The following is a 24,178-nucleotide window of genomic DNA, read 5'->3' on the forward strand; positions in this document are numbered from 1 at the left end:
TCCCGGCCGAAGCGATAGCGCAGTGCCGGGATCCAGTAATCCGTGAGGCTAATTGGTTTGCCGGCCTTATGTATCAAACGCACCAAAGGCAAAGCTGAAAATTTGACGTCGGCAAGGCATGGTATGGACAATGTATCTAATGCGATGTCCATACATGAAGCCTTCCAAAACCAAGACCTATGAGCACGCTATCACCGGACTTCTGGGAGAGCGTGCCGATCTCTACAACGAGCTGATCCACCTGAGAGCCCGAATTGCCGAAATCGGCAACGACATGGCGACCGTGGACAAGACGCTCCGCATACTCGGATTTAAGGACAACCTTGACGACTTGATGCCGGAGTGGTCCGGCCCGTCGCTATTGCCTCACCGGCAGCTTTCACGGTCGATCTCGGAGATGTTGAGGGAAGCGACGGAACCGCTCACCAGTCGCCAGATAGCTCTCAAGATCGTTCAGGCACGGTGCGAGAACCCAAATGACCGCACATACATGAACAAGCTCACGAACAGCGTATGGCGAACGTTCGGGAACCTGCGCAAGCAAGGGCGCGTTGTGTCAGAAGGGAATGGGAAGGGATTGCAGTTGTGGCGGCTGGAACGATGACCCGCCGCCAGATTTTTCAGACAGCTTGTGCCGGTTCGCAATCGGCGAGTTTTTCCATTTCTGTCCGCGCTTTACGCAACAAAATCCCGACTGCATCAGGGTTATTATCAATGAGCATCAAATATGCTCGTGAACCGTCGAGTGGTCGAGAGCGGTTTTGTTCCCAATCGCGAATTTGGGTCACGCTGAAACCAAATTCGGATGTGAATTCCTCTTGAGTGAGACGGAGCTTTATCCTTATCGCCTTCACGTCGATTTCAGTGGGTACGTATAATTCTGCAGGCGCGATCTCGTTGCGCGCAATTTGTCGCGCTTGACGAGCCGCCTTGATTCACTTCTCTCCCGCTTTACTCATGAGCCTGTCTCCGCTAGCCGAAAAACCTTTTATCTTACGCCGGCGCTATAATCGTCGGCGATACCTCCCAAGATCTCTTTAAATTCATTTCTCCGGTATTGTGGCATTTGCGCCAAAATACCGAGCGACTAGCCTTTGTGGATGTCGGGGCGTTCACACACCATCCGCATTATCTGATGATAGTGATCGCGCGCATCCCCAATCGAGCGAACTAAGAAATCCTCAATATGCTGGCGTTGGACAATGGTGATTTGATACGCTTTATATTTGTACGGATCTGCTCCTTTCGGAGTGTCGCTAGCTTTGACCTCATGCCCTTGCTCTATCGACATATTGATGCGTCGAAAGTCTCCATGCCATCGTGTTCCGGACAGGCGTATTTCAAGTTTCCTTAGGTACTCAGATATTTCCTGAGTGGCCGCGTGCATTGTCTCGTCGTCTTTTGCGTCCGTGACTAGTTGTGGCAACTTTCCCAACTCGTCTTCAAGCATTTCGATCTGCCATATTGCTTTGGCATTTTCTGCTAACAAAAAGCATGTCCGATCGATATTACGAAGTGTGTCGGCTAAGGCGGCTTCCTTTTTTACGGTAAATCGTTCTGATCCGGCCTGTTTTATTTTGCCCGTAATAAACAACCCGGTCATGACTGGGATCACAAGGACAAACCAAACTAGCAACACGGTATTGGTGTGTTCGCCGCCTAGAAAATTAGATGCCCATTCTCCAACGGATGGAGAGATCCTTTCGATTCCGCTTTTGATGCTGGTCCAAGCTACACCCAGCACGCCACAGACCAGTGCCGCTAAAACGAATACGATACGACGCCACCCCTCAGAAGTCATTGCCGCCGCCCCCAAGGCAATTGCCGATGGGATGAATACGGAGAACATGAGGGTGAATTCGGTTTCCATTCCAGCCTCCTTGCCAGCGATGGAGCCAAGATAGAACTACTTCGCGTTGGCCGGTCAAGCCGGTGGCGTTTGCGCCATAATACAGTGGTTTGCCCGGGAGGACACGGAGTACCGGGGCCCGCGTCGCACTGCGTTCGCCCGGGATGACAGCCTTGGTGTTGGGTAAGGAGTGCTTCTTTCAGATACTTTCAGGCCGCGACAGGGCTCCGTAGCCCCCTAACGCCTTGCATCTTCCGCCGATAGGACGTATGTCCGCACGCCCGATCCAATCCTTTTGAACACTCAAGCCCCGCCTCTTTTGACCCAGGCCGCGCGTTTTCGCGTGCCGTGGCGGGGGCGATGCTTTTGACCCGGAGTGCCTTGCATGACGAAGACCATCGGCCTTGATTTCGGTACCTCCAACACGGTCTTCGTCGAAGCGGATGGCGGAAACGTCACCCGGACTGTTGAGTTCGGCGCCGGCACTGAAACGGTTGCCTCGCTCGCGACGGTTCTCAGTTTCCTCGATCGTGGCGCGGCGCGGCCGCCGCATCCGGAAGTCGGTCCTTGGGCGATTCGTCAGTTCCTGGAAAGTATGGGGGACGTGCGCTTCATCCAGTCGCTGAAGTCCTTCGTCGCCAGCCCGACCTTCAAGGGAACCGGTATCTACGGCAACCCCTACGACTTCGAGGATCTGATGGTGACGTTCCTGACCTGCGCGCTGGAGCGGTCCGCCGAGCCCGTCGTGCCGGAGGAAACCCGTCTTATCATCGGCCGGCCGGTGGCCTTTGCCGGCCATGCGCCGGACGAGGCCCTGGCAATGAGCCGCTACCGGGACGCGCTTGCGCGCGTCGGCTTCCAGGACATCCGCTTCGTCCTGGAACCGGTCGCTGCGGCCTTCTCGTTTGCGCAGGGCTTAAGCGACGACGCGACCATTCTGGTGGCCGATCTCGGCGGCGGCACCACCGACTATTCGCTGATGCGGTTCCGGCTCGGCGGGAACGGTATGACTGCAGAACCGCTCGGCCGGGGCGGGGTCGGGATCGCGGGCGATTCCTTCGACTATCGGATCATCGACAATGTCATCCTGCCGAGAATCGGCAAGGGCAGCAGCTACAAGAGCATGGGCAAGGTTTTGGAAATCCCGCCGAACCTGTTCTCCAATTTCGCACGCTGGCACATGCTGTCGGTATTCAAGACGTCCGACGACTACCGGGAAATGAAGAAGCTGCTGCGCTGGTGCCTCGAACCTGAAAAGATCGAGATGTTCATCGACCTGGTCGACGAGGATCAGGGCTATCCGCTTTACAAGGCGGTCTCCGAGACCAAGGCGCGGCTATCGGCAGCCACGGAAGCCGACCTGACCTTCGCGCCGCTGGGCGCCGATTTCAGCGCAACCGTCACCAGGGCCGAATTCGATAGCTGGATCGCGCCGGAACTGGAAAAGATCGACCGGGCGCTCGATGCGGCCATCGACAATGCCGGGATCACCGACCGCGACATCGACCGGGTGTTCATGACCGGCGGCACCTCGTTCGTTCCCGCCGTCCGCAGGCAGTTCGAGCAGCGCTTCGGCAAGGAGCGGCTTTCCGGCGGCAATGAGCTCACCTCGGTCGCCACCGGTCTTGCCCTGATCGGCGCCCGGGAGGATGCGGATCATTGGGCGGTTGCCGCCTGAAAGCCTGACAAAGATCCGGAAAACGAAAAGACCCGCCGGCGATACCGGCGGGTCTTTTCATTGAAGCATGAAACCGCTGTTGGCGGGGAAGCTTACTTGATCTTGGCTTCCTTGAATTCCACGTGCTTCTTGGCAATCGGGTCGTACTTCTTCATGACCATCTTTTCGGTCATGGTACGGGAGTTCTTCTTCGTGACATAGAAGAAGCCGGTGTCAGCCGTGGAGAGGAGCTTGATCTTGATGGTGGTCGCCTTGGCCATGGCCTTGGATCCTGTTTTGTTGGGTCGGGCAAACGGTACTCGTGGCCAGAGCGTCTGGCGTGCATCCTGCCCCTGTGTCTGAAATCAGCGCGCAAAGTACTCAAGACGGCGGCAAAGTCAAGCTTTGGCAAGCGCTCTGTTGCGGAAATTCGGTGAAGCAGGGGCAGCGGATGCTTGAAACAGCAAAGGCCCTAGATTTGCTCCCGCCTGAAACCGCCGCCGCGGTAGAAGTAGAAGGGGACCGGGGTCTCGGGTGCGAGCTTCGGATCGCCGACGAGGCGGTCTTCCAGATCGGCGAGGATCTGCTTGGTGATCGCAGGGATTTCCTTTTCCCGGGCCTCGTCCAGGGTCAGCCACTCCACGTCTTCCAGTTCGCCGGAGGGACCCATGCCGCTTTCCAGTTGTCCGGCAATGGCGTCACCCCAGACGGCCAGGAAACGGGCGTCGAAGCGCCGGGGGCGCTGGGGTGGGGTAATGGCGCGAGCGACCATGCGGAAAGGGGTCAGGTCGAGCTCGATGCCCCGTTCCTCGAAGGCCTCGAAGCCTTTGCCGATTCTGGGCCTGGGACCGTTTTCGGCGCCGTCCCGTTTCACGCCGATGAAGATGCCGGCTTCCTCGTAGGTTTCACGGACGGCGGCAAGGGCAAGCGCGCGAACGCGGGCCGCGCTCTTTGGGCCTTTCATCTGGGCCGACAGCTTTTCCTCGACGACAGGGTCGTAAGACGTTGCCACGTTTACGCGCGAATCTCCCGGATCGAGCCGGCCGCCGGGAAAGACGAACTTTCCGGGCATGAAGGCGTGACCCATGTGGCGCCGGCCCATCAACACGCGGAACGGGCCTGCAGCGGTCTTGTCGAGGATCAGGAGCGTGGATGCGTCGCGGGGGCGGATATAGGGGAATTTACCGGCCTGTTCATCCTTGGACAGATTGATCTTGGGCTTCGCGGTCATCGCATTCCTGCTGCTGGGTCTGGCTCCGGCAGGTCATCGCCTGCCTCGGGGTCGAACCCATGCATATAAAGGGCCCATTGCAGACCGACAAGCGCACCCTTGATCGGGCGTAACAGCCCGAGGGAGAGAATGAGGGTCAGCGGGATCCACAGCGACATGTGGATCCAGATCTCCGGATGATAGAGCACTTCCACCGTCAGCATGGCCGGAATGATGATATGGCCGACAATCGTGATGGTGAAATAGGGCGGCGCGTCGTCGGCCCGGTGATGGTGGATTTCCTCGCCGCAGCTGCTGCAGGTATGGACCGTGGTCAGAAACCCGGAAAACAGCTTTCCCTTGCCGCAGCAGGGGCAGCTGTTCATAAGACCGCGGATGATGGCCGGCAGGGCCTTGCGCGGGGCCTTGGCCGGCGTCCCGCTTTCCGGATGCGGCAGATCGGTCGTGTACTGAACGTTCATCGTTTTTTCTTTCCGCTTGTGCGTCTGGCGGAAGCCTTCGATGTCTTCGCGGCGGCGCGCTTGCGCGGGCTTCGGGGCTTTGCCCCCGTCTTGCGCCGGGAATTTTTCGCGACGCGTCCGCTGCTCAAGACCTCGAAACGCAGGGCGCCTGCAAAGGGCGCGGCTTCGGCCAGCCTGACTGTAACCTGGTCCCCAAGCTGATAGGTTTCGCCGGTCTTGTCACCGATCAAGGCGTGCGACCCTTCGTCATACCTGTAGTAGTCGAGGCCGATGGTGGAGGCGGGCACGAAGCCGTCGGCGCCGCTGTCCTCCAGACGGACGAACAGGCCGGATTTCACCACGCCGGCGATGCGGCCGGAAAATTCCGCGCCGACCTTGTCCGCCATCCACAGCGCGATCAGCCGATCGATGGTGTCGCGCTCGGCCAGCATGGCGCGCCGTTCGGCGCCGGAGATTTCCGCGCCGATGGCTTCCAGTTTCGTTTCGATGCCTTCCGGCAGACCGTCGTTGCCGAGGCCGAGCGCCCGGATCAGGCCACGGTGGACGATCAGGTCCGCATAACGGCGGATCGGCGAGGTGAAATGGGCGTAACGGCGCAGGTTCAGGCCGAAATGGCCGATGTTCTGCGGCGCGTATTCGGCCTGGGCCTGGCTGCGCAGCACCACCTCGTTGACCAGATGCGCCTCGGGCGTGTCCTTCACCTTTGCCAGAATGCCGTTGAAGACGGACGGTCTGAGGCCGCCGCTGGACGGCAGCTTCATGTTGATGGTGGACAGGAACTCTTTCAGGTTTTCCAGCTTTTCCGGCGTCGACGCATCGTGGATCCGGTAGAGCAGGGGCGTCTTTTTCTTTTCCAGCGTCTCGGCGGCCGAGACGTTGGCGAGGATCATGAATTCCTCGATCAGCTTGTGCGCTTCCAGCCGCTCGGGAACGAAAACGTGATCGACGGTGCCGTCGTCCTTGAGCTTGATCTTGCGTTCCGGCAGGTCGAGTTCCAGCGGCTCGCGGGCATCGCGCGCCTTCTTCAGGGCGTGGTAGCCGTCCCACAAGGGCTTCAGCACGCCGTCGAGCAGGGTCTCGGTCTTCTCGTCCGTCACCCCGTCAATCGCCTTTTGGGCCTGGATATAGGACAGGCGGGCGGCGGAGCGCATCATTACCCGGTGGAACGTGTGCGCGATCTTGCGGCCGTTTTGATCGATGACCATACGCACGGCAAGCGCCGGGCGGTCTTCCTTTTCGCGCAAGGAGCAGAGCACGTTGGAGATGCGCTCCGGCAGCATCGGGATCACCCGGTCGGGGAAATACACCGAATTGCCGCGCATATGGGCTTCCCGGTCCAGCGCGGAGCCGGGGCGGACGTAATGGGCGACGTCGGCGATGGCCACGTAAAGCACATGGCCGCCGTCGTTCTCGCCGCTGTCGTCGGGTTCGGCGAAGACGGCGTCGTCATGGTCCTTGGCGTCGGGGGGGTCGATGGTGACGAGCGGGATCTGGCGCCAGTCCTCGCGCTTGCCGAGCGTCGCGACCGGGGCAGCCTCTTCGGCTTCCTGTTCCACGGTAGCTGGAAAGACATGGCGGATGCCGTGGCTGTGCAGGGCGATCTCCGAGACCGCCTTTTCCGACTTCATGGAGCCGAAGCGTTCCACGATGCTGGCGCGCGGCGCGCCGTAGCGGCCGGTGCGGGTCACCTGGACGCTGACCAGGTCGCCGTCTTCGGCGCCCTTCAGGTCGCTCGGGTCGATGTCCAGCTCACGCTGCTTGCGGTCCACCGGCTCCAGATAGGGCGGATGGGTCCCGGAGCGGGCGCGCATGATGCCGAGGATCGCGTCCTGGCGCTTTTCCAGCACCTTGATGACCCGGCCTGTATAATCGGCCTCTCCCTCATCGGCGTCGGTCAGGCGGATGAGGGCGCGGTCGCCAATGCCGGGCTGCGGAGCCTTGCCGCGCGCGGTCAGCACCAGGATCTTCGGGGCAGGGCCGGTGTCGTCGTCCCAGTCGACGGGTTCGCCCAGGAGTTCTCCATCGCGGTCGCGCGCGACCAGGCTGACCACGAGCACGGGCGGCAGGTCGCCGGGGCGCAACAAGCGCTTCTGACGTCTTTCCAGGAGGCCTTCGTCGCTCAGTTCCCGCAGCATGCGCTTCAGTGGAATGCGGGCCGCGCCGATGATGCCGAAATGGCGGGCGATCTCGCGCTTGCCCGCCTTGCCCGGATTATCGGCGATGAAGGCGAGGATATCCTCGCGCGAAGGCATTTCGGCCGGTGCTTTCGCAGTCTTCCGGCGAGAGGGTTTGCGGGGTCCTATCCGCTTTGCGCTCAAGATGCGTCGTCCCACGGAACCTCTTCGGAAGAGGAGTCGACCTTTGCCTTGGCGGCGGTCTTTTTGGTCGTGGCCTTCTTGGCAGCGGGTTTCTTCGCAGCCGCCTTTTTCGGCGCGGCCTTCTTCTTGACCCCGCCCTTGGAAGCTTTGGCGGCAATCAGTTCCAGCGCCTGTTCCATGGTCACTGTCATGGGATCGGTGCCTTTCGGCAGGGTCGCATTGATCTTGCCATGGTTGACGTAGGGCCCGTAGCGACCGTCGCGCACGGTGATCGCCCCGCCTTCCTCCGGATGGTCGCCGAGTTCCTTCAGCGCTGCCGGCGTGCCGCGTCCGCGTCCGCCCTTGGCGCGCTTTTCGGCCAGGGCATCGACGGCGCGGTTGATGCCGACGGAAAAGACCTCGTCCGGAGAGGACAGGTTGGCGTAGGTGCCGTCATGGAGCACGAACGGGCCGTAGCGGCCGATGCCGGCGGAAATCATCTTGCCGTCTTCGGGATGCGGTCCGACCTCGCGCGGCAGGGACAGGAGTTGAAGCGCCTTTTCAAGGTCCATGTCCGGGGCCGACCAGCCCTTGGGCAGGGAGGCGCGCTTGGGCTTGGCTTCCTCGCCGAGCTGGACATAAGGCCCGAAGCGGCCGTTGCGCAGGGACACGTCGAGGCCGGTTTCGGGATCCTGGCCCAGGATCTTCGGCCCTTCCGCGGCCTCGTCCTCGCCGTCACCGGACTTGGCGAGCTGCCGGGTGTAGCTGCATTCCGGATAGTTGGAACAGCCGATGAAGGCGCCGAAGCGGCTGACCTTCAGGGACAGCCGTCCATCGGAACAGGACGGGCAGGCGCGCGGATCGGTGCCGTCGCCCTTGTCCGGGAAGATGTGCGGGGCCAGCAGATCGTTCAGGGCATCGATGACCTGGGCGACCCGCAGGTCCTTGATGTCGTCGACGGCGCCGGAAAAGTCCTTCCAGAAGGCGCGCAGGACGTCCAGCCAGGAGAGTTCTCCTGCGGAAATCTTGTCGAGCTGCTCTTCCAGGCTCGCGGTGAAATCATATTCGATGTAGCGGTCGAAGAAGCTTTCCAGGAAGGCGGTGACGATCCGGCCCTTGTCCTGGGGAACGAGCTGCTTCTTTTCCAGTTCCACATAGTCGCGGTCGCGCAGGGTCTGCAGGGTAGAGGCGTAGGTGGAGGGCCGGCCGATGCCCAGCTCTTCCATCTTCTTGACCAGGCTGGCTTCCGTGTAGCGCGGCGGCGGCGTGGTGAAGTGCTGGGCGGCCTCGATGGGTTCTGCCTTGCCATCGACCGACCCGAGCGTCAGCGAGGCACCGTCGTCGACGGCCGGCAGGCGCTTTGAATCCTCGTCCTCGTCGTCGTCGCGGCCTTCCTGATAAAGGGCGAAGAAGCCGTCGAAGCGGACGACGGAACCGGTCGCACGCAGGGCGGCTTTCTTGGCCGCTCCGGAGGCGGTGATGTCGATGGTGGTGCGCTCAAGGATGGCGGATTCCATCTGGCTCGCCATGGTGCGCTTCCAGATCAGCTCGTAGAGCTTGGCCTGATCGGGGTCGAGGAAACGGGCGACATCCTTCGGCCGTCGGAACAGGTCGGTCGGGCGGATGGCCTCGTGGGCCTCCTGGGCGTTCTTGGCCTTGGTGGAATAGAAGCGCGGCTTTTCGGGCACGTAATTGTCGCCGAAATCCTTGCCGATCACCTTGCGGGCGGCGGAAATCGCCTCGCCGGCGATCTGCACGCCGTCGGTACGCATATAGGTGATGAGACCGGAGGTCTCGCCGCCGATGGCAATGCCTTCATAGAGCCTTTGCGCCACCTGCATGGTGCGCGAGGCGGCAAAGCCGAGCTTGCGCGAGGCTTCCTGCTGCAGGGTGGAGGTGGTGAAGGGAGGCGCCGGATTGCGCTTGGTCGGCTTGGAGGCCACGCTGTCCACGGTGTAGCTGGCGGACGTCAGCATGGTCTTGATGGCGGTGGCTTCCGCTTCCGAACCGATGTCGAGGCGCCCGATCTTCTTGCCGTCGAAGCCGGTGACAGACGCCTGGAACGGGTCGCCCTTCGGCGTCTTCAGGTTGGCGAGGATCGACCAGTATTCCTGGGGCTTGAAGACCTCGATTTCCATTTCCCGGTCGCAGATCAGGCGCAGGGCGACGGACTGCACGCGGCCGGCGGAGCGGGCGCCGGGCAGCTTGCGCCACAGGACCGGCGACAGGGTGAAGCCCACCAGATAGTCGAGCGCGCGGCGTGCCAGGTAGGCGTCGACCAGCGGCGTGTCGAGTTCGCGCGGATTGGCCATCGCCTCCAGGATCGCCGACTTGGTGATGGCGTTGAAGACGACGCGCTGGACCTGCTTGTCTTTCAGGACGCGTTTCTTCTGTAGCACTTCCAGCACGTGCCAGGAAATCGCCTCGCCCTCGCGGTCGGGGTCGGTTGCGAGAATCAGGCGGTCGGCATCCTTGACGGCGTTGGCGATTTCCGAAAGCCGCTTCTGGGACTTGGAATCTACCTGCCAGCTCATGGCGAAGTCTTCGTCCGGCTTGACCGATCCGTCCTTCGGCGGCAGATCGCGCACGTGGCCGTAGGAGGCCAGCACCTGGTAATCCGAGCCGAGATATTTATTGATCGTCTTGGCCTTGGCCGGCGATTCCACAATGACGATGTTCATCGTTTCCCAAATGCTGACTGACGGGAACGGATGCGGAGCCCCGAGCCGCCTCCCGAAGAAATTGACTGTTTCAAGATGGCGACGATCACGGATCGCCGACCGCCTGTCAAATGGACCTTTGCGCGGATCGGGTCAAGAGACCCTGCAAAAAGGCGAGTTATCCACCGGACCGCGGGCCGGGTCCGGCGGTCCCCGAAACGACGTTTGACGTGTGCATGCCGAACCGGACAACCTCGTGGCATTATAACGAGCCCGGACACTTTATCTATTACATGGAATACGGACCATGCCGATGCCGGATGAGTATCAGCGCGCCGGACAGATTTTCGAAGGCTTCCTGGAAGATGCACGCATCGCTTTGGACCTGACCACGCGCAACCAGACCTACACGACCGTGCAGGGCGTGCTCATTGCGTTCCGGCGCCGGCTCACGGTGGCGGAGGGGTTGCGCTTTGCCAATGAGCTGCCCGTAGTCCTGCGGGCGTTATTCGTCAAGGACTGGGACATCGAGGCGCCGCCCGTTCCGTTTTCAAGCCGCGAAGACATGACGGAAGAGGTCTGCTCTTTGCGCCGTCATCATAACTTTTCACCCGCGAACGCCATCGAGGGTGTTGCCCGTGCATTGCGGACCCATGTGGATGAGACGGTGTTCGATGCGATGCTCGGAACGCTGCCGGAAGGGGCGGTGGCGTTCTGGGAGGTGGCGGATTAGGCTGGATGCGCCCAGAGCGGAGCAAGCATAGTTCGGAAGGCATTTATGGATGGTGATTTATAGTGGCCAGACCAAAAATCGGTGATGTTCTCGAAATCGAAACCGATAACGGAAATTACTATCTTCAGTACACGCACAAGCATCCAGATTATCATGGCCTGGTTAGAGTGTACGATACTCCTTATCCTAGTTGTCCGGATAATATTTGCGGTATTCTTGATGGGCCGAAAGCCTTTTATTGCTTTACGGTGATTAGCTTTGGTTTGAAACGAAAGGTCGCTAGGACCGTCGGGAATTGCCCAATTCCTGATGGGAATAAGAATATCCCAATGTTCCGCGGTCGCTCCGTGATTGCTCCCGTTCTGAAAAAGCCGGCGGATGGGCATTTTGGGGATGCGGAGAAGGGATGGAGCCGCATTGGACGCCTTACACCGGAAGCGCGACAATTGCCGATACTCGGGGTTTGGCCATTTGAATGGATAGTCGACCGGGTTCAGGCCGGCTGGAGGCCTAAGGATGATCCGCGCTGATTGCTGATCCTCATCCTAAAGCTCACTGCTCTTTCAATATTCGTCCCGTCAATAAACCAGTGACACTTTTTGCCCGCGATGCCGCTCCAGGCGGCCGGCGAGTTCGAGTTCAAGCAGGATGACATGGACCGTTCGGGGCGGCTCGCCCAGATCGCGGATCAGGTCGTCGACCTCGACCGGGGTCGGGCCGAGGGCGGTGAGGATGCGCTGGCGGACTTGATCGGAGGGGTCTTCGGGGGCCGAGCCGCCGGGCTCTGAAAAGCCGGTGCCGAAAGGGAGCGTTGGTTCGCTGCGTCCGGCAAGGGCGTCGAGGATGTCTTTCGCGCAGGTGATCAGGGCCGCGCCCTGCTGGATCAGCCGGTTGGCGCCCTCGGAGCGGGTGTCGAGGGGCGAGCCCGGAACGGCGAAAATCTCGCGGTTCTGTTCCAGGGCAAAGCGGGCGGTGTGCAGGGAGCCCGATGCCTTGGCGGCCTCGATCACCACAACGCCGAGTGACAGGCCGGAAATCAGCCGGTTGCGGCGGGGAAAGTCGCGGCCGCGCGGCTTCCAGCCGAAGGGCATTTCACTGATGGCCGTGCCGCCCGCATCCAGAATGGCGGTAAGCAGCGGACCGTGTTCGGGCGGATAGAGATGATCGATGCCGCCGGCAAAGACGGCGACGGTGCCACCGGCCAATGCCGCTTCGTGGGCGGCGGCGTCGATGCCGCGGGCAAGGCCGGAGGCGATGACATAGCCGTTGGCGGACAGGTCTCCGGCGATGGTTGCGGCAAATTTGCGGCCCGACAGGGAGGCGTTGCGGGCGCCGACGATCGCAAGCGTCTGCGGCCGGCTCAGGGTTTCGCCGCTGCCCCTGACGGAGAGAAGCGGCGGCGGGCCGTCGATATGGCGCAGGTGCGGCGGATAGCCGGGTTCGCCCATGGCAACGAGGCGGGCACCGGCGGCCTCATGGGCACTGAGTTCGTCCTCGGCTTCCCGTTCCGGACAGATCCGCAGGTTACCCTTACCGCCGCGGCGCGACAGGCCGGGCAGGCCTTCGAGGGCTGCCTCGGCGGTGCCGAAATGATCGATCAGGTCGCGGAAGGTGCGCGGGCCGACGTTTTCGGAGCGGATCAGCCGGAGCCATGCCAGCCGCTGCCGCTCGTCAAGGCGCGGGTTGGCATCAGGCTGCGGTTCGGCGGTCATGCGCCCGCGTCGCCGCCGGTCTCAGCCTTCGATTTCGAGCCGATCCTGGATTCCTCGCCCATCATCAGCCGGTGGATGTTTTCGTTGTGCTTCAGCCACAGAAGCAGGGTCATGGCCAGGAACATTTCCGCCATCTGGTACTGGCCGACACTGTAGAGAAAGAACGGGGTCGCCAGGCTGGCGGTCAACGCAGACAGGGAGGAGTAGCGGAACAGGAACGCCATGGCGATCCAGATGCCGGCGAAGACGAAGAAGGCCGGCCAGTAGATCCCGAGCAGGATGCCGAGATAGGTGGCGACACCCTTGCCGCCCTTGAACTTCAGCCAGACGGGAAACAGGTGGCCGAGAAAGGCGCCGAGGCCTGCGATCAGCGCCATTTCGACGCCGTAGAAATACCGGGTGATCAGGACCGCGACCGTTCCTTTCAGCGCATCGCCGAGCAAGGTGGCGGCGGCGAGCGACTTGCGCCCGGTTCTGAGCACATTGGTGGTACCGATGTTGCCGGAGCCGATCTTGCGGATGTCGCCGAGACCCGCCATGCGCGTGATCACCAGCCCGAAGGGGATCGATCCGAGCAGATAGCCGAAAATGAGGGCTGCGAGATAATAGGGCCAGGCAAGGCCCCAACTGATCGGATCGGGCACGCGTTTCCTCCGCTTTGTCTGTGGCTTAGCGTCCTGATCCTAAGCGTAAGTGTAGACGGGCCGGCCTGCAACGATGGTGTGCAGCACCCGGCCGGAAAAACGCGCGTCCTCGAAGGGCGAGTTCTTGGACCGGGAGCGGATGGCGCTCTTTTCCAGCACCCAGGGGCGGTCCGGATCGAAGACGACCACGTCGGCGGGCGCCCCCGTGGTCAGCCGGCCGGTCTCCAGGCCGAGCCGGTCGGCGGGACGGCAGGTCATGCAGGCAAGCAAGGGCAGAAGCTCGATGTCGCCGGAATGGTAGAGCCGCAGCGCCGCGGCGAGCAGGGTCTCCAGACCGATGGCGCCGTCTTCCGCCTCCGCCCAGGGGTGGCGCTTGGTTTCCACGTCCTGGGGATCGTGGTTGGAGACGAGGATATCGATGGTGCCGTCGGCAAGGGCAGCGATCATCGCCTTGCGGTCGTCCTCGTTGCGCAGGGGCGGGGACATCTTGAAGAAGGTCCGGTAGGGGCCGATGTCGTTCTCGTTCTGGGTCAGGTGGTTGATCGACACACCTGCGGTGACGTTGAGGCCGCGGTCCTTGCCGATGCGGATCGCCTCGGCGCTGTCGGAGGTGGAGATCAGGTTGGCGTGGTATTTCCCCTTCGCCATGCCGACCAGCCTGAGATCGCGCTCGATCATGATCACCTCGGCCTCGCGCGGGATGCCGGACAGGCCCTTCCAGCTCGCGTTGAGGCCGGCGTTCATGGAGCCGCCGGCAAGGTCAGGATCTTCCGTGTGGTGCACGATCAGGGCGTCGAAGTCGCGGGCGTAGGTGAGGATCCGGCGCATGGTCTGGGCGTTGCGCACCGATTTGTGGCCGTTGGAAAAGGCGATCGCGCCGGCTTCCTGCAACAGCCCGATCTCGGTCATTTCCTGGCCTTCAAGGCCCTTGGTCAGGGCGGCGATCGGGTGAACGTTGACGCTGGCGGTGTCGCGGGCGCGGCGCAGGATGAAGTCGACCAGGGCCGGGTCGTCGATCACAGGGTCGGTTTCCGGCATGGTGCAGATGGTGGTGACGCCGCCGGCGGCGGCCGCATCGCTGGCGCTGGCCAGTGTCTCGCGGTGTTCTGCGCCCGGTTCGCCCACGGAGACGCACATGTCGATCAGGCCCGGGGCGGCGATGGCGCCGGCGCAGTCGATGATTTCCGCGCCGTAGGGCGCCCCCTGATTGGCGGCTTCCGGGCCGGCGGCGAGGATGGTGCCGTCGGCGATGATCACGGAGCCCGGTGCGTCGAGATCCCTTGCCGGATCGATCACCCTGGCGTTGGAGAGAACCAGCGGTTTGGGAGAGTCTGAGGCCACGATCTTTTGTCCTACTGGTTCGGCAGATGGGCGGCGAGGGCTTCCAGCACGGCCATGCGCACGGCAACCCCCATTTCCACCTGCTCACGAATGAGGCTCTGGGGCCCGTCGGCCACGGCCGGATCGATTTCCACGCCCCGGTTCATCGGGCCGGGATGCATCACCAGCGCGTCCTCTCGGGCGAAGCTCAGCTTTTCCGCATCCAGCCCGTAGTAGCGGTAGTATTCGCGCACCGAAGGGATGAATGAGCCGCTCATGCGCTCGCGCTGCAGGCGCAGCATCATGACGATATCCACGCCCTTCAACCCCTCGCGCATGTCGCGGAAGACCTCAACGCCCATCTTCTCGATGCCGCTCGGCAAAAGGGTCGACGGAGCGATCACGCGCACGCGCGCGCCCAGCGCGTTGAGCAGGATGATGTTGGAGCGGGCGACCCGGGAATGGACAATATCGCCGCAGATTGCCACCGTCAGCCGGGCGATCTTGCCCTTGTGGCGGCGGATGGTGAGGGCGTCGAGCAGGGCCTGGGTCGGGTGCTCGTGGGGGCCGTCGCCGGCATTGACCACCGAACAGTCGACCTTGCGGGCCAGCAGATGCACCGCTCCGGCGGCATGATGGCGGACCACCAGCAGGTCCGGATGCATGGCGTTGAGGGTGGCCGCCGTGTCGATCAGCGTCTCGCCCTTTTTCACAGAAGACGAGGACACCGCCATGTTCATCACATCCGCGCCGAGCCGCTTGCCCGCCAGCTCGAAGGAGGACTGGGTCCGGGTGGAGGCCTCGAAGAACAGGTTGATCTGGGTCCGGCCGCTCAGCACGGACTTTTTCTTTTCCACCTGGCGGCTGACCTCGACGGCGGCTTCCGCCCGGTCCAGGAGGCCCAGGATGTCCTGGGGCTGAAGCCCTTCGATGCCAAGCAGATGACGATGGGGGAAAAGGTCAGCCTGCATGTCTTTTGTTCCCTGTTTCGTCGCGCGTTTCAGACCGCGGACACCACCGGGAGGCAAACCACGTCATGCGTGGGAATTTCAGGCTGGCTCGATGGGGATCTGGTGCGCTCATCGAGATCATGGCTATAGGCGGAATCGAATTCGCTTACAAGCATTCGCTATTCAACATGTTACCCTGTCCACACGTGTTCGCGAATCGCGGGGTGGGAGAGACGTCCATGGCCATCCAGGAACCTGGAAACCCGTCGGGGGAAGGGGGCGGAAGCCTGCCGGAATTTGCCACCCATGACGTGTTCAATCAGGCGCCCGACTACGGCGGGTTCAATCTTGCGGCAACCGACCCGGTTCTGATCGCCGCCCAGGGCGAGGCGCTGGACGAGACGGCGAAGGGGGACTTCCTGACCCACGGCGCCGTTTGCGGCACGCGGGAAATCCTCGATCTGGGCCGGCTCGCCAACGAGCACAAGCCGGCGCTTATCACCCATGACAAGCACGGCCGGCGCGCCGACCGGGTCGATTTCCATCCCGCCTATCACGCGCTGATGCGCCGCTCGGTCGAGGCGGGGCTGCATTGCGCCGTGCTGGAGGACGAAAAGCCCTGGGCGCAGACGCTGAGGGCGGGGAAATATTTCCTGACCTCCCAGGTGGAAACCGGCCATTGCTGCCCGATCACCATGACCAATGCTGCGGGCGCGGTGCTTAAACGGCAGCCGGACCGGTTCGGCGACTGGCTGTCGAAGCTGAAGACGCGGGACTACGACGCCCGTCTTTTGCCGCTGGACCAGAAACCGGGCGTGACCATCGGTATGGGCATGACCGAAAAGCAGGGCGGCACGGACCTGAGGGCGATCACTTCGTCGGCCGAAGCCGGCAACGATGGCACCCACCGGATCACGGGTCACAAGTGGTTCTTCTCCGCACCCATGTGCGACGCCTTCCTGGTGCTGGCGAAGACATCCGCCGGGCCGACCTGTTTCCTGGTGCCGCGGGTGCTTCCTGACGGGCGGCTCAACGGGCTGCATTTCCAGCGGTTGAAGAACAAGCTCGGCAACCACTCCAACGCCTCCTCGGAGGTGGAATTCCATCGCGCCACCGGCTTGCTTGTCGGTGAGGAGGGGCGGGGGATCGCGACGATTCTGGAGATGGTGGTGCCGACGCGGATCGACTGCGCGCTGGGCTCGGCGGCGCAGATGCGCGCAAGCCTGTCCCGCGCGGTCCATCATTGCCGCCACCGCGAGGTTTTCGGGGCCAAGCTGATCGGCCAGCCGCTGATGACGCGGGTGCTCGCCGACATGGCGCTGGACGTGGCGGCGGCCACCGCACTGGCGTTCCGGCTGGTCAGGGCCGCCGACCGGATGGCGACGAACGAGCGCGATGCGGCCTATGTGCGGCTGATGACGCCTACGATCAAATACTGGATCTGCAAGTCGACGCCGCCGCTGACCTACGAGGCGATGGAGTGCCTGGGCGGCAACGGCTACGTCGAAGACTTCGACATGGCGCGGATCTACCGGGACGCGCCGGTCAACGCGATCTGGGAAGGTTCCGGCAACGTGATGGCGCTTGACGTCCTGCGCGCGCTGCAGAAGTCGCCGGAAGCGCTGGAGGTGGTGCTGTCGGAATTCACCGAGGCGCTGGGCAGCGGCGGCAAGTCCTCCTGCGATGTGATCGCGGCGGCTGCCCGGGCCGCCGTGGAGGACCCGGCCAACGGGCGGATCCTGACCGAGCAGCTCGCTCTGACCGGGGCAGCTGCGGCGCTGAAACAGATCGTCCCCCAGGGCATCTGCGACGCCTTCATCGAAAGCCGGCTCGCCGGCCAGTGGCGCGCCACCTACGGCATGCTCTCGCCGCGCCACAACGCCCGGGCGCTGGTGGACTGGCTCTATCCGGAGGGGTAGGGGCGATACGCACCCGTAATTTTACACCAGCAGATAAAGCATCAGCGGAATGGTCGCCATTGCCGCGACGGTCTGCAGGGTGAGGATTTCCGCCATCAGCTTGGCGTCGCCGCCCATCTGTCTGGCGAGCACGTAGGCGCTGCCGGCGGACGGTACGCTGGCGGCGATGACGGTGGCGGCGAGCGCCGGGCCGGTGACGCCGAAGATCATGGCAAAACCGGTGGCCAGAAGCGGCATGCCGAGGAGCCGGATCAGGGTGCCTGACATCAGGGCCGGACCGGGGCGGCGCAGGGCGCCGAGGTCAAGCCCTGCACCGACGCAGACGATACCGACCGGCAGGGCGGCACTACCGAGGATGGTCAGCGTCGATTGCAGGATGGAGGGGATCGGCAGGCCTGAGAGATTGACCGCAAGGCCGGCCAGAATGGAGAGGATGAACGGGTTGGTGTAGAGATCGCGCAGGATCTTTGCCGTCGTCGGCGCCTCGCCACCGGCATAGCGCGACAGCACCAGCACGCAGATGACATTCAGGATCGGGATCATGAACACCATGGCGACGGCGACCAGCGCGACCCCGTCGGAGCCGATGAACTCGGCGGCAACCGCCAGCGCGATGAAGCCGTTCCAGCGCAGCACGCCCTGAAAGATGGAGGTGAACCGCGGTCCGGTGATGCCCCACACATTCAGAAACACCGGCCGGAGCGCCAGCATGAGGGCGGCCATGGTGAAGATTGCCGCAAGCAGGGTCGCGCCCATGGAGAGGGTCGGCATCGTGGAAAAATCCACCAGCGCAATGGTCTTGAACAGGATTGCCGGGAACAGCACGAAATAGGTCAGCCGCTCGACGCCGTGCCACTGGTCGCCGGTAATGATGCCGGTCCGCGCCACCAGATAACCGGCCGCGATCACCAGGATGACCGGCAGCAGGGCGTTGATCGTCATCAGCATCTATTCGGTTCCCATGTGCCCCAGCCGGTCGAGGAAGCCTTGCAGGATGTAGGCGGCGGCCATCTTGTCGACGACTTCGGCGCGCCGCGCCCGGCTGGAATCGGCTTCCAGCAGGGTGCGGGTGACGGCGGCAGTCGACAGGCGCTCGTCCCACATGGTCATGGGCAGGTCGGTCTTCTGCGCCAGATTGCGGGCGAAGGCGCGGGTGGCCTGGGCGCGCGGGCCTTCGGTGCCGTCCATGTTGAGTGGCAGGCCGAGCACGATGCCGCCGATCTGCTGTTCGGCGCATATCTGAAGCAGTCGCTCGGCATCCAGCGTGAATTTCTTGCGCCGGATGGTCTCCATGGGCGTGGCAATGCCGCGGCCGAGGTCGGAAAGCGCGAGGCCGATGGTCTTGGTGCCGAGATCGAGACCGATCAGGCGGCCGGAGGCCGGCAGGGCGGCCAGGAAATCATCGAGGGAAAGGGTCGGGTCGGATGCCATGGTCCGGCTTTATCAGCAGTCGCGAACCTGTGCCAGCCCGGAAAGCGTCAAACGGCTTCCTTAAGCCGCTCGTGATAATCCTGCACGGCCTTGTCGGACTGGAATTCCAGCCAGTCGACCAGCGTGTCGATCGGCATGCTGTCGGAGAAGTAGTAGCCCTGCAGGCAGTTGGCGCCGATGCGGGTGGCGAATTCCGCCTGCTGCAGGGTTTCCACGCCTTCGGCGACGGTCTTGCAGCCGAGTTCCTCCGCCATGGTCATGATGGCTTCCAGGATGGAACGGGTGCGGATGTCCTCGAAGGCGCCGACGATGATCGACCGGTCGATCTTGAGGAAGTCGACCGGCAATTGCGCCAGCCGGGCAATGTTGGAATAGCCCTTGCCGAAATCGTCGATGGAAACGGTATAGCCGCGTTCGTGGAGTTCGCGGAAGGTCTTCACTGCCCGGTCCTCGGAGACGAAAAGGGCGTCCTCGGTCACCTCGATTTCCAGGCGCGACGGGTCGAAGTCGAGCCGTTCGCGGATCGCGTCGATGGACGCGACGAAGTCGGGAGCAACGAAATGCTTGGAGCCGATATTGACCGACATGAAGAGGTCGCAGCCGGTGCCGGCAAGGCGCCTGTAATCGGTCATGGCACGCTCCACCGCCCATTCGCCCAGATGGGACATTGCCGGGGAATCGCTGACGGCGGGGATCCAGATGCCGGGCAGCAGGCGGCCGTGCTGGGGATGATCCCAGCGCACCAGGGCCTCCACGCCGCAGACCTTCTGGCGGCGGGCGCAGATCTTGGGCTGGTATTCCAGAACCAGCTCGTCGTTTTCGATGGCGGCGATCAGGTTGCGGCGCATTTCCGCGACCGACTGGGTGCCGATGCCGGGCGTATAAATCTCCGACTTGTTCTTGCCGCTGACCTTGGCGTGATACATGGCGATGTCGGCGCGCTTGATCAGCTCCTCCATGTCCGTTCCGTGGCGGGGGAAGCGGACGCAGCCGATACTGGCGCTGGAATTGGAGATGAAGGGAAGCTCCGGTACAGGTGTCGTCAGTTCGGTTCTGAGGGTGTCGAGGAAAGCCTCAATCGCGCCTTCCTCGTTGAGGCCGGGCACGATGATGACGAATTCGTCGCCGCCGATGCGGGCAACGACCGGATCGGTGTCCATGCCGGCGAGCGCCCGTTCAGCCTTCAGAACGCCGGTGACGATGGAGAGCTTGCGGGCGCAGGCTTTCAGGAATTCGTCGCCGACCTCACGGCCATGAATGTCGTTGATTTCCTTGAAGTTGTCGAGGTCGATCAGGATCAGGATCCCGCCGGGACCGGATGTGCCGGCGCCTTCAAGGATCGGGGCTGCGAGCGCCTGCAGACGCAGCCGGTTGGGCAGTCCGGTGACGGTGTCGGTATAGGCAAGGGCCTCGATCCGCTTGCCGGCCTTGGTCACCCGGCGGACCATGACGTTGTAGCTGTTGCGGAAGTCGATGATCTCGGTGAAGGGAATCATGCCGATGTCGCCGCCGACGGTATTGAGCTGCCGGTGGCGGGCGTTCTGTTTCATCTTCTCCACAAGGTTTTCCAGCGGCGCGGAGATGGAGCGGGCCAGCACGAATCCGAGCAGCAGGGTAATGCCGAGACCGGCCGCGATTGCCAGGAAGACGGAAGCCTGGTTGGCGTAGACCTTGTCGTAGATTTCAGAGACCGGTTGCGGAACCATGACACCCCAACCCGGGCCCGGCACCGAGGTCAGGCCGGCGATCATGTCGCCCTTCATGGCCGGGGAGTAAAACTGCTCGATGCCGGTATCGCCGTTCATCATCCGCCGGACCGCGGACACCTTGGCGATGTTCTTGCGGCTGGCGACCCAGTCATGCAGCGGATGAGCAAGGACGTTACCGAACTGGTCGACGATCGCCGCGTGACCCTTGATGCCGAAGGCGATGTTGCGGCCGAGCGAGACGAAATAATCGGTGCTGATCTGGCCGACAGCCAGATAGGTACCGCGATCCCTGACCATGAAGATCACGTTCCGGCCTTTCGCATCGGCACGCACGCCGGTGAAGGTGGTCCGGTCGCGTCCGGCGATCGACTTCAGGTCGGAAAAGAGTTCGGCCGGTAGCCTCGACTGCTTGCCGCTCGGGTCGACCTCGAGTTTTTCCAGGATCTCCCCATTTGTGCTGTCGACGTTCAGGACGCACAGCATGTCGAGCCGCCGCAGCAGACGGGTCATGCCGGGCATTTCCATTCCGGACGACAGGGAGGCGCTGACGGATTCGAACGCGGCGACAACGTCCTGATGATAACGCTCCAGCGCGAAGCCGAGATTGCGGGCGATCAGGAGGTGCCGGTCCTTGACCTCGGCGAATTCGCGGTTCACGCCGTCACGGTAGGACCACGCGCTGAAGATGAGCGACGGTACAAGCGTTGCAATCAGGAACGATAAAATCAGAAAACTTCTGATTTTCATCCAGCGGACCCCTCTTCCGTAACTTACGGATTGAAAAGCCATTATGCCGCGTGTGTTGCGGATTTTCCTTAACTCAGACGGGAAATTCCTATTGTGTTGAACAAAGGTTAAAGGAGGTCCGAGCAATTTGAGCGATCCGAAGACCGGGGGCTTCGCCAAATCTTCCGCCGTCATTACTCAGACGGGAATAATTGACTAATTTTCATTGGATTTTCAGGTCCCGGATCGGCCATGGTGCCGGAACGGACCAAACCAACGAGGAGGCACCTGGAGATGAAACTAACCTGGTACGGTCATTCCGCGTTCAAGGTGGAGATTGCGGGCGCGTCGATCCTGATCGATCCGTTTTTCACCGGCAATCCGAAATTCCCCGAAAACCTCAGCGTCGATCGGGTGGCGGAAGGCGTGACCCACGTGCTTCTGACCCACGGGCACGACGACCATATCGGCGACAGCCTCGATATCTGCAAGAAGACGGGCGCGCAGCTGACCGCCAATTACGAGATCTGCATGTGGGCCAACGGCAAGGGTGTGGACAACATCAATCCGATGAATTCCGGCGGGTTCCTCGATGTGGGGCCGTTCAAGGTGGGTCTGACCGTGGCGCATCATTCGTCGGCCTCCGCCGCCGACGGGGAGGGGTTCAAATACATGGGCAATCCGCACGGGCTGATCGTGGCCGCCCCGAACGAGCCGGTGCTCTATCACATGGGCGACACGGATATCTTTTCCGACATGGCCCTGGTCAACGAGATCTACGGACCCAAGGTCGGCATCGTGCCGGTGGGCGACCGGTTCACCATGGGCGGCAAGAGCGCGGCGCTCGCCTGCAACCGCTTTTTCGATTTCGACACCATCATACCGTGCCACTACGGCACCTTCCCGATCCTGGACCAGAACGCCGACACCTTCATCGGCGCGCTGGGCGCATCTGCCTCAAAGGTCAAGCTGCCGCAGCCGGGCGGGACCGTCGAGGCCTGAGGCCAAACCGGATCGTGCATCAACACGGCTTGCCGCCGCCTTGAGTCTTTCAGGGCGGCGGCCATCCTTTTTCAAAAACGAATTCATGGAAGCAGTTTAAACGTGACTGAGCGGTTGGCGGAAATTCTCGCGCGGGTGAAATCGGCCATGGCGACGGGCCGCCTTCTGGCAGCCCATGACGAGGCGGTTTCCGGCCTCCGGCAATTTCCGGCCGATCCGGAGCTGAGCTACAATGCCGTCCTGGCAATCGCGCGGGCCGGGGCGACGGAGCGGGCGATCGAGCTTTACGAGGATCTCGGCCTGAAGGGGCTTTCCGTCGACGATCCCAGGCTGAAGATCGATATCGGTGCGCTTTGGGCCCGCCTGCACAAGGATCTGGGCCTGCAGGCGCAGGACCGCGACGCGCGGGCCCATTTCCAGGCATCGGCGGACGCTTATCTGGCGGTCTTTCAACAGACCGGAGATGCCTATCCGGCCATCAATGCGGCGGCACTTTACTGCTGGATCGGCGAGATGGAGAAGGCGGAAGGTCTGGCCCGCGATTGCATCACCGCATGCGCGGACAAGACCGACTACTATTCGCTCGCAACCCTGGCGGAGGCCTTTCTCCTCCTGAGGCAGACGGAGAAGACGACAGAAGCGCTGGCGAGGGCCGCGGACCTGGGGGCAGGCCGGGCCGAAATGGCAACCACGCGGCGGCAGTTGAAGAAGACCTGTGAGGTTCTCGGGATTGATGAAGATATCCTGGCGCCACTGGCGCGCGGTCCGATCGTCCGCTATCTCGGGCACATGCCCTGGCGGGATCTCGACAGGGGCGCCGAGGCCGTCCTGAAGCAGCGGATCGGGGAATTCCTAGCCGAAAAGCAGGTGGAGACGGCCTACGGTGCGCTTGCAGCCGGTGTCGATATTCTTGCGGCGGAAGCGATGATCGCCGCCGGTGTCGAGCTGCACGTCATTCTGCCGTTCGAGGTCGAGGAATTCCTTGCCGCATCGGTTCTGCCGTTCGGCGGAACCTGGCGGGAACGCTTCGATGCCTGCCTGGCGGCCGCCAAAAGCGTCTCGTTCGCCGCATCCGGCGGGCAGCCGGCCGACGGCGCCAGTTTCCGCTATTGCAGCGCCTATACAAGAGGCGTGGCGGCCCTGCAGGCGAAGGCGACCGACGCGGACCTGCATCAGCTCGCGGTCTGGAACGGGACGTCTGCCAGAAAGCCGGGCGGCACGCTGGACGACATTCTGGTCTGGCACGGTCTGTCCCGGCCGCAGACGATCCTTTCCACCCGAGGGGACCTTGTTCCGCCTGACGGCTTGCCGGACGTGCAACCCGTCTCCGGGGACGACGACCGCGAGATCCGGGCCGTCCTGTTCGCGGATTTTGCCGGTTTCAGCAAGCTGACCGAGGCAGAAATCGGGCCGTTTCTGTCCCACAGCCTGGCGGTGGTCGCCGATGTGGCGGTCCGGCACGAAGCCAGTATCCGTTGCCGCAATACCTGGGGCGACGGGATATTTCTCGTGATCGATACGGTGGAGGCGGCGGCGCGACTGGCCCAGGAGATCCTGGAGGCGCTGTCCGTTCCGGGTAAGGCGGAAACCGGGCGTCTGCCGATCCGGATCGGCCTTCACGTGGCGCCCATGGCCCGGATCGAGGATCCGCTTACAGGCAGGACCACCTATGTGGGCGCGGAAATCTCAAAGGCCTCCCGGATCGAGCCGATCGTGCCGGCAAACAGCATCTATGCGACCGAGGCCTGCGCGGGCGCGCTTGCCCTTTCCGGCGAGCGGACGGTGCAGAGCGAATACATGGGCATGGTGGAACTCGCCAAGTCGGCGGGTCTGATCCCGATCTTCCGCCTGAAGCCGCTTACACGCTGATCTTTCCC

General features: G+C 62.7%; 20 protein-coding genes. 7 read left to right on the forward strand and 13 right to left on the reverse strand.

The window, feature by feature from the left end:
- Positions 1-154: 154 nt before the first annotated feature.
- Entirely contained in the window at positions 155-604 is a 450-nt protein-coding gene (locus tag HK439_RS06565; protein WP_190290591.1) for a hypothetical protein, read from the forward strand.
- A gap of 483 nt (positions 605-1,087) precedes the next feature.
- On the opposite strand, the gene HK439_RS06570 is transcribed toward HK439_RS06565, so the two are convergent.
- On the reverse strand, positions 1,088-1,870 hold the full coding sequence (locus tag HK439_RS06570) for a hypothetical protein (RefSeq protein ID WP_190290592.1): 783 nt from the start codon (positions 1,868-1,870) through the stop codon (positions 1,088-1,090).
- A 364-nt stretch (positions 1,871-2,234) separates the two neighbouring features.
- Here HK439_RS06570 and HK439_RS06575 point away from each other — a divergent pair, with 364 nt between their 5' ends.
- Positions 2,235-3,527: an Hsp70 family protein gene (locus HK439_RS06575; RefSeq protein WP_190290593.1), complete on the forward strand. Its 1,293-nt coding sequence runs from the start codon at positions 2,235-2,237 to the stop codon at positions 3,525-3,527.
- Positions 3,528-3,619: 92 nt separating this feature from the next.
- On the opposite strand, the gene rpmG is transcribed toward HK439_RS06575, so the two are convergent.
- The 5 genes from rpmG to topA all read right to left on the reverse strand — a co-directional run bounded on the left by rpmG (position 3,620) and on the right by topA (position 10,176).
- The gene (gene rpmG, locus HK439_RS06580) at positions 3,620-3,787 is read right to left on the reverse strand and encodes a 50S ribosomal protein L33 (protein ID WP_190290594.1); all 168 of its coding nucleotides are present in this window, start codon (positions 3,785-3,787) and stop codon (positions 3,620-3,622) included.
- Between the two features lie 191 nt (positions 3,788-3,978).
- Positions 3,979-4,737, reverse strand: coding sequence for an NUDIX hydrolase (locus tag HK439_RS06585; RefSeq protein WP_190290595.1), 759 nt, complete (start codon positions 4,735-4,737; stop codon positions 3,979-3,981).
- A complete protein-coding gene (locus HK439_RS06590) occupies positions 4,734-5,198 on the reverse strand; it encodes a DUF983 domain-containing protein (RefSeq protein WP_190290596.1) in 465 nt (154 codons plus the stop codon). Before HK439_RS06590 ends, HK439_RS06585 begins: the two co-directional genes overlap by 4 nt.
- Positions 5,195-7,450 carry a ribonuclease R gene (gene rnr / locus HK439_RS06595; RefSeq protein WP_190290597.1) on the reverse strand — a complete coding sequence of 752 codons (2,256 nt, stop codon included), beginning with the start codon at positions 7,448-7,450 and terminating at the stop codon, positions 5,195-5,197. The genes HK439_RS06590 and rnr overlap by 4 nt, the downstream gene beginning before the upstream one ends.
- Before the next feature lie 62 nt (positions 7,451-7,512).
- Positions 7,513-10,176, reverse strand: a complete 2,664-nt coding sequence (topA, locus tag HK439_RS06600) for a type I DNA topoisomerase (RefSeq protein WP_190290598.1) — start codon at positions 10,174-10,176, stop codon at positions 7,513-7,515.
- A gap of 286 nt (positions 10,177-10,462) precedes the next feature.
- Here topA and HK439_RS06605 point away from each other — a divergent pair, with 286 nt between their 5' ends.
- Together HK439_RS06605 and HK439_RS06610 are read left to right on the forward strand one after the other, a co-directional pair.
- Entirely contained in the window at positions 10,463-10,888 is a 426-nt protein-coding gene (locus tag HK439_RS06605) for a DUF2267 domain-containing protein (RefSeq protein ID WP_190290599.1), read from the forward strand.
- Between the two features lie 62 nt (positions 10,889-10,950).
- A complete protein-coding gene (locus HK439_RS06610; RefSeq protein WP_190290600.1) occupies positions 10,951-11,418 on the forward strand; it encodes a hypothetical protein in 468 nt (155 codons plus the stop codon).
- Between the two features lie 48 nt (positions 11,419-11,466).
- Here the strand turns inward: HK439_RS06610 and dprA are convergent, their stop codons facing one another.
- Genes dprA through HK439_RS06630 form a run of 4 tightly spaced genes read right to left on the reverse strand, consistent with a single transcriptional unit; the run spans position 11,467 to position 15,535 of the window.
- The gene (gene dprA / locus HK439_RS06615) at positions 11,467-12,600 is read right to left on the reverse strand and encodes a DNA-processing protein DprA (protein WP_190290601.1); all 1,134 of its coding nucleotides are present in this window, start codon (positions 12,598-12,600) and stop codon (positions 11,467-11,469) included.
- On the reverse strand, positions 12,597-13,244 hold the full coding sequence (plsY, locus tag HK439_RS06620; protein ID WP_190290602.1) for a glycerol-3-phosphate 1-O-acyltransferase PlsY: 648 nt from the start codon (positions 13,242-13,244) through the stop codon (positions 12,597-12,599). The genes dprA and plsY overlap by 4 nt, the downstream gene beginning before the upstream one ends.
- A 39-nt stretch (positions 13,245-13,283) precedes the next feature.
- The gene (locus tag HK439_RS06625) at positions 13,284-14,585 is read right to left on the reverse strand and encodes a dihydroorotase (protein WP_190290603.1); all 1,302 of its coding nucleotides are present in this window, start codon (positions 14,583-14,585) and stop codon (positions 13,284-13,286) included.
- Positions 14,586-14,596: 11 nt separating this feature from the next.
- Positions 14,597-15,535: an aspartate carbamoyltransferase catalytic subunit gene (locus HK439_RS06630; RefSeq protein WP_190290604.1), complete on the reverse strand. Its 939-nt coding sequence runs from the start codon at positions 15,533-15,535 to the stop codon at positions 14,597-14,599.
- Positions 15,536-15,753: 218 nt separating this feature from the next.
- On the opposite strand from HK439_RS06630, the gene HK439_RS06635 reads away from it, so the two are divergent.
- Complete coding sequence (locus HK439_RS06635; protein ID WP_190290605.1) at positions 15,754-17,433, forward strand: acyl-CoA dehydrogenase family protein; 1,680 nt, start codon at positions 15,754-15,756, stop codon at positions 17,431-17,433.
- A 21-nt stretch (positions 17,434-17,454) separates the two neighbouring features.
- On the opposite strand, the gene HK439_RS06640 is transcribed toward HK439_RS06635, so the two are convergent.
- The 3 genes from HK439_RS06640 to HK439_RS06650 are packed head-to-tail and all read right to left on the reverse strand — an operon-like array spanning position 17,455 to position 21,320.
- Positions 17,455-18,381 (reverse strand): AEC family transporter, encoded by a 927-nt coding sequence (locus tag HK439_RS06640; protein ID WP_190290606.1) that lies wholly within the window; start codon positions 18,379-18,381, stop codon positions 17,455-17,457.
- Entirely contained in the window at positions 18,382-18,864 is a 483-nt protein-coding gene (ruvX, locus tag HK439_RS06645; protein ID WP_190290607.1) for a Holliday junction resolvase RuvX, read from the reverse strand.
- A 47-nt stretch (positions 18,865-18,911) separates the two neighbouring features.
- Positions 18,912-21,320, reverse strand: a complete 2,409-nt coding sequence (locus tag HK439_RS06650; protein ID WP_190290608.1) for an EAL domain-containing protein — start codon at positions 21,318-21,320, stop codon at positions 18,912-18,914.
- A gap of 273 nt (positions 21,321-21,593) precedes the next feature.
- Between HK439_RS06650 and HK439_RS06655 the strand changes: the two genes are divergently transcribed.
- Entirely contained in the window at positions 21,594-22,301 is a 708-nt protein-coding gene (locus HK439_RS06655; protein WP_190290609.1) for a metal-dependent hydrolase, read from the forward strand.
- Positions 22,302-22,403: 102 nt separating this feature from the next.
- Entirely contained in the window at positions 22,404-24,170 is a 1,767-nt protein-coding gene (locus tag HK439_RS06660; RefSeq protein ID WP_190290610.1) for an adenylate/guanylate cyclase domain-containing protein, read from the forward strand.
- Positions 24,171-24,178 lie beyond the last annotated feature (8 nt).

The organism is Roseibium aggregatum (assembly GCF_014692675.1).
GTDB lineage: Bacteria > Pseudomonadota > Alphaproteobacteria > Rhizobiales > Stappiaceae > Roseibium > Roseibium aggregatum_C.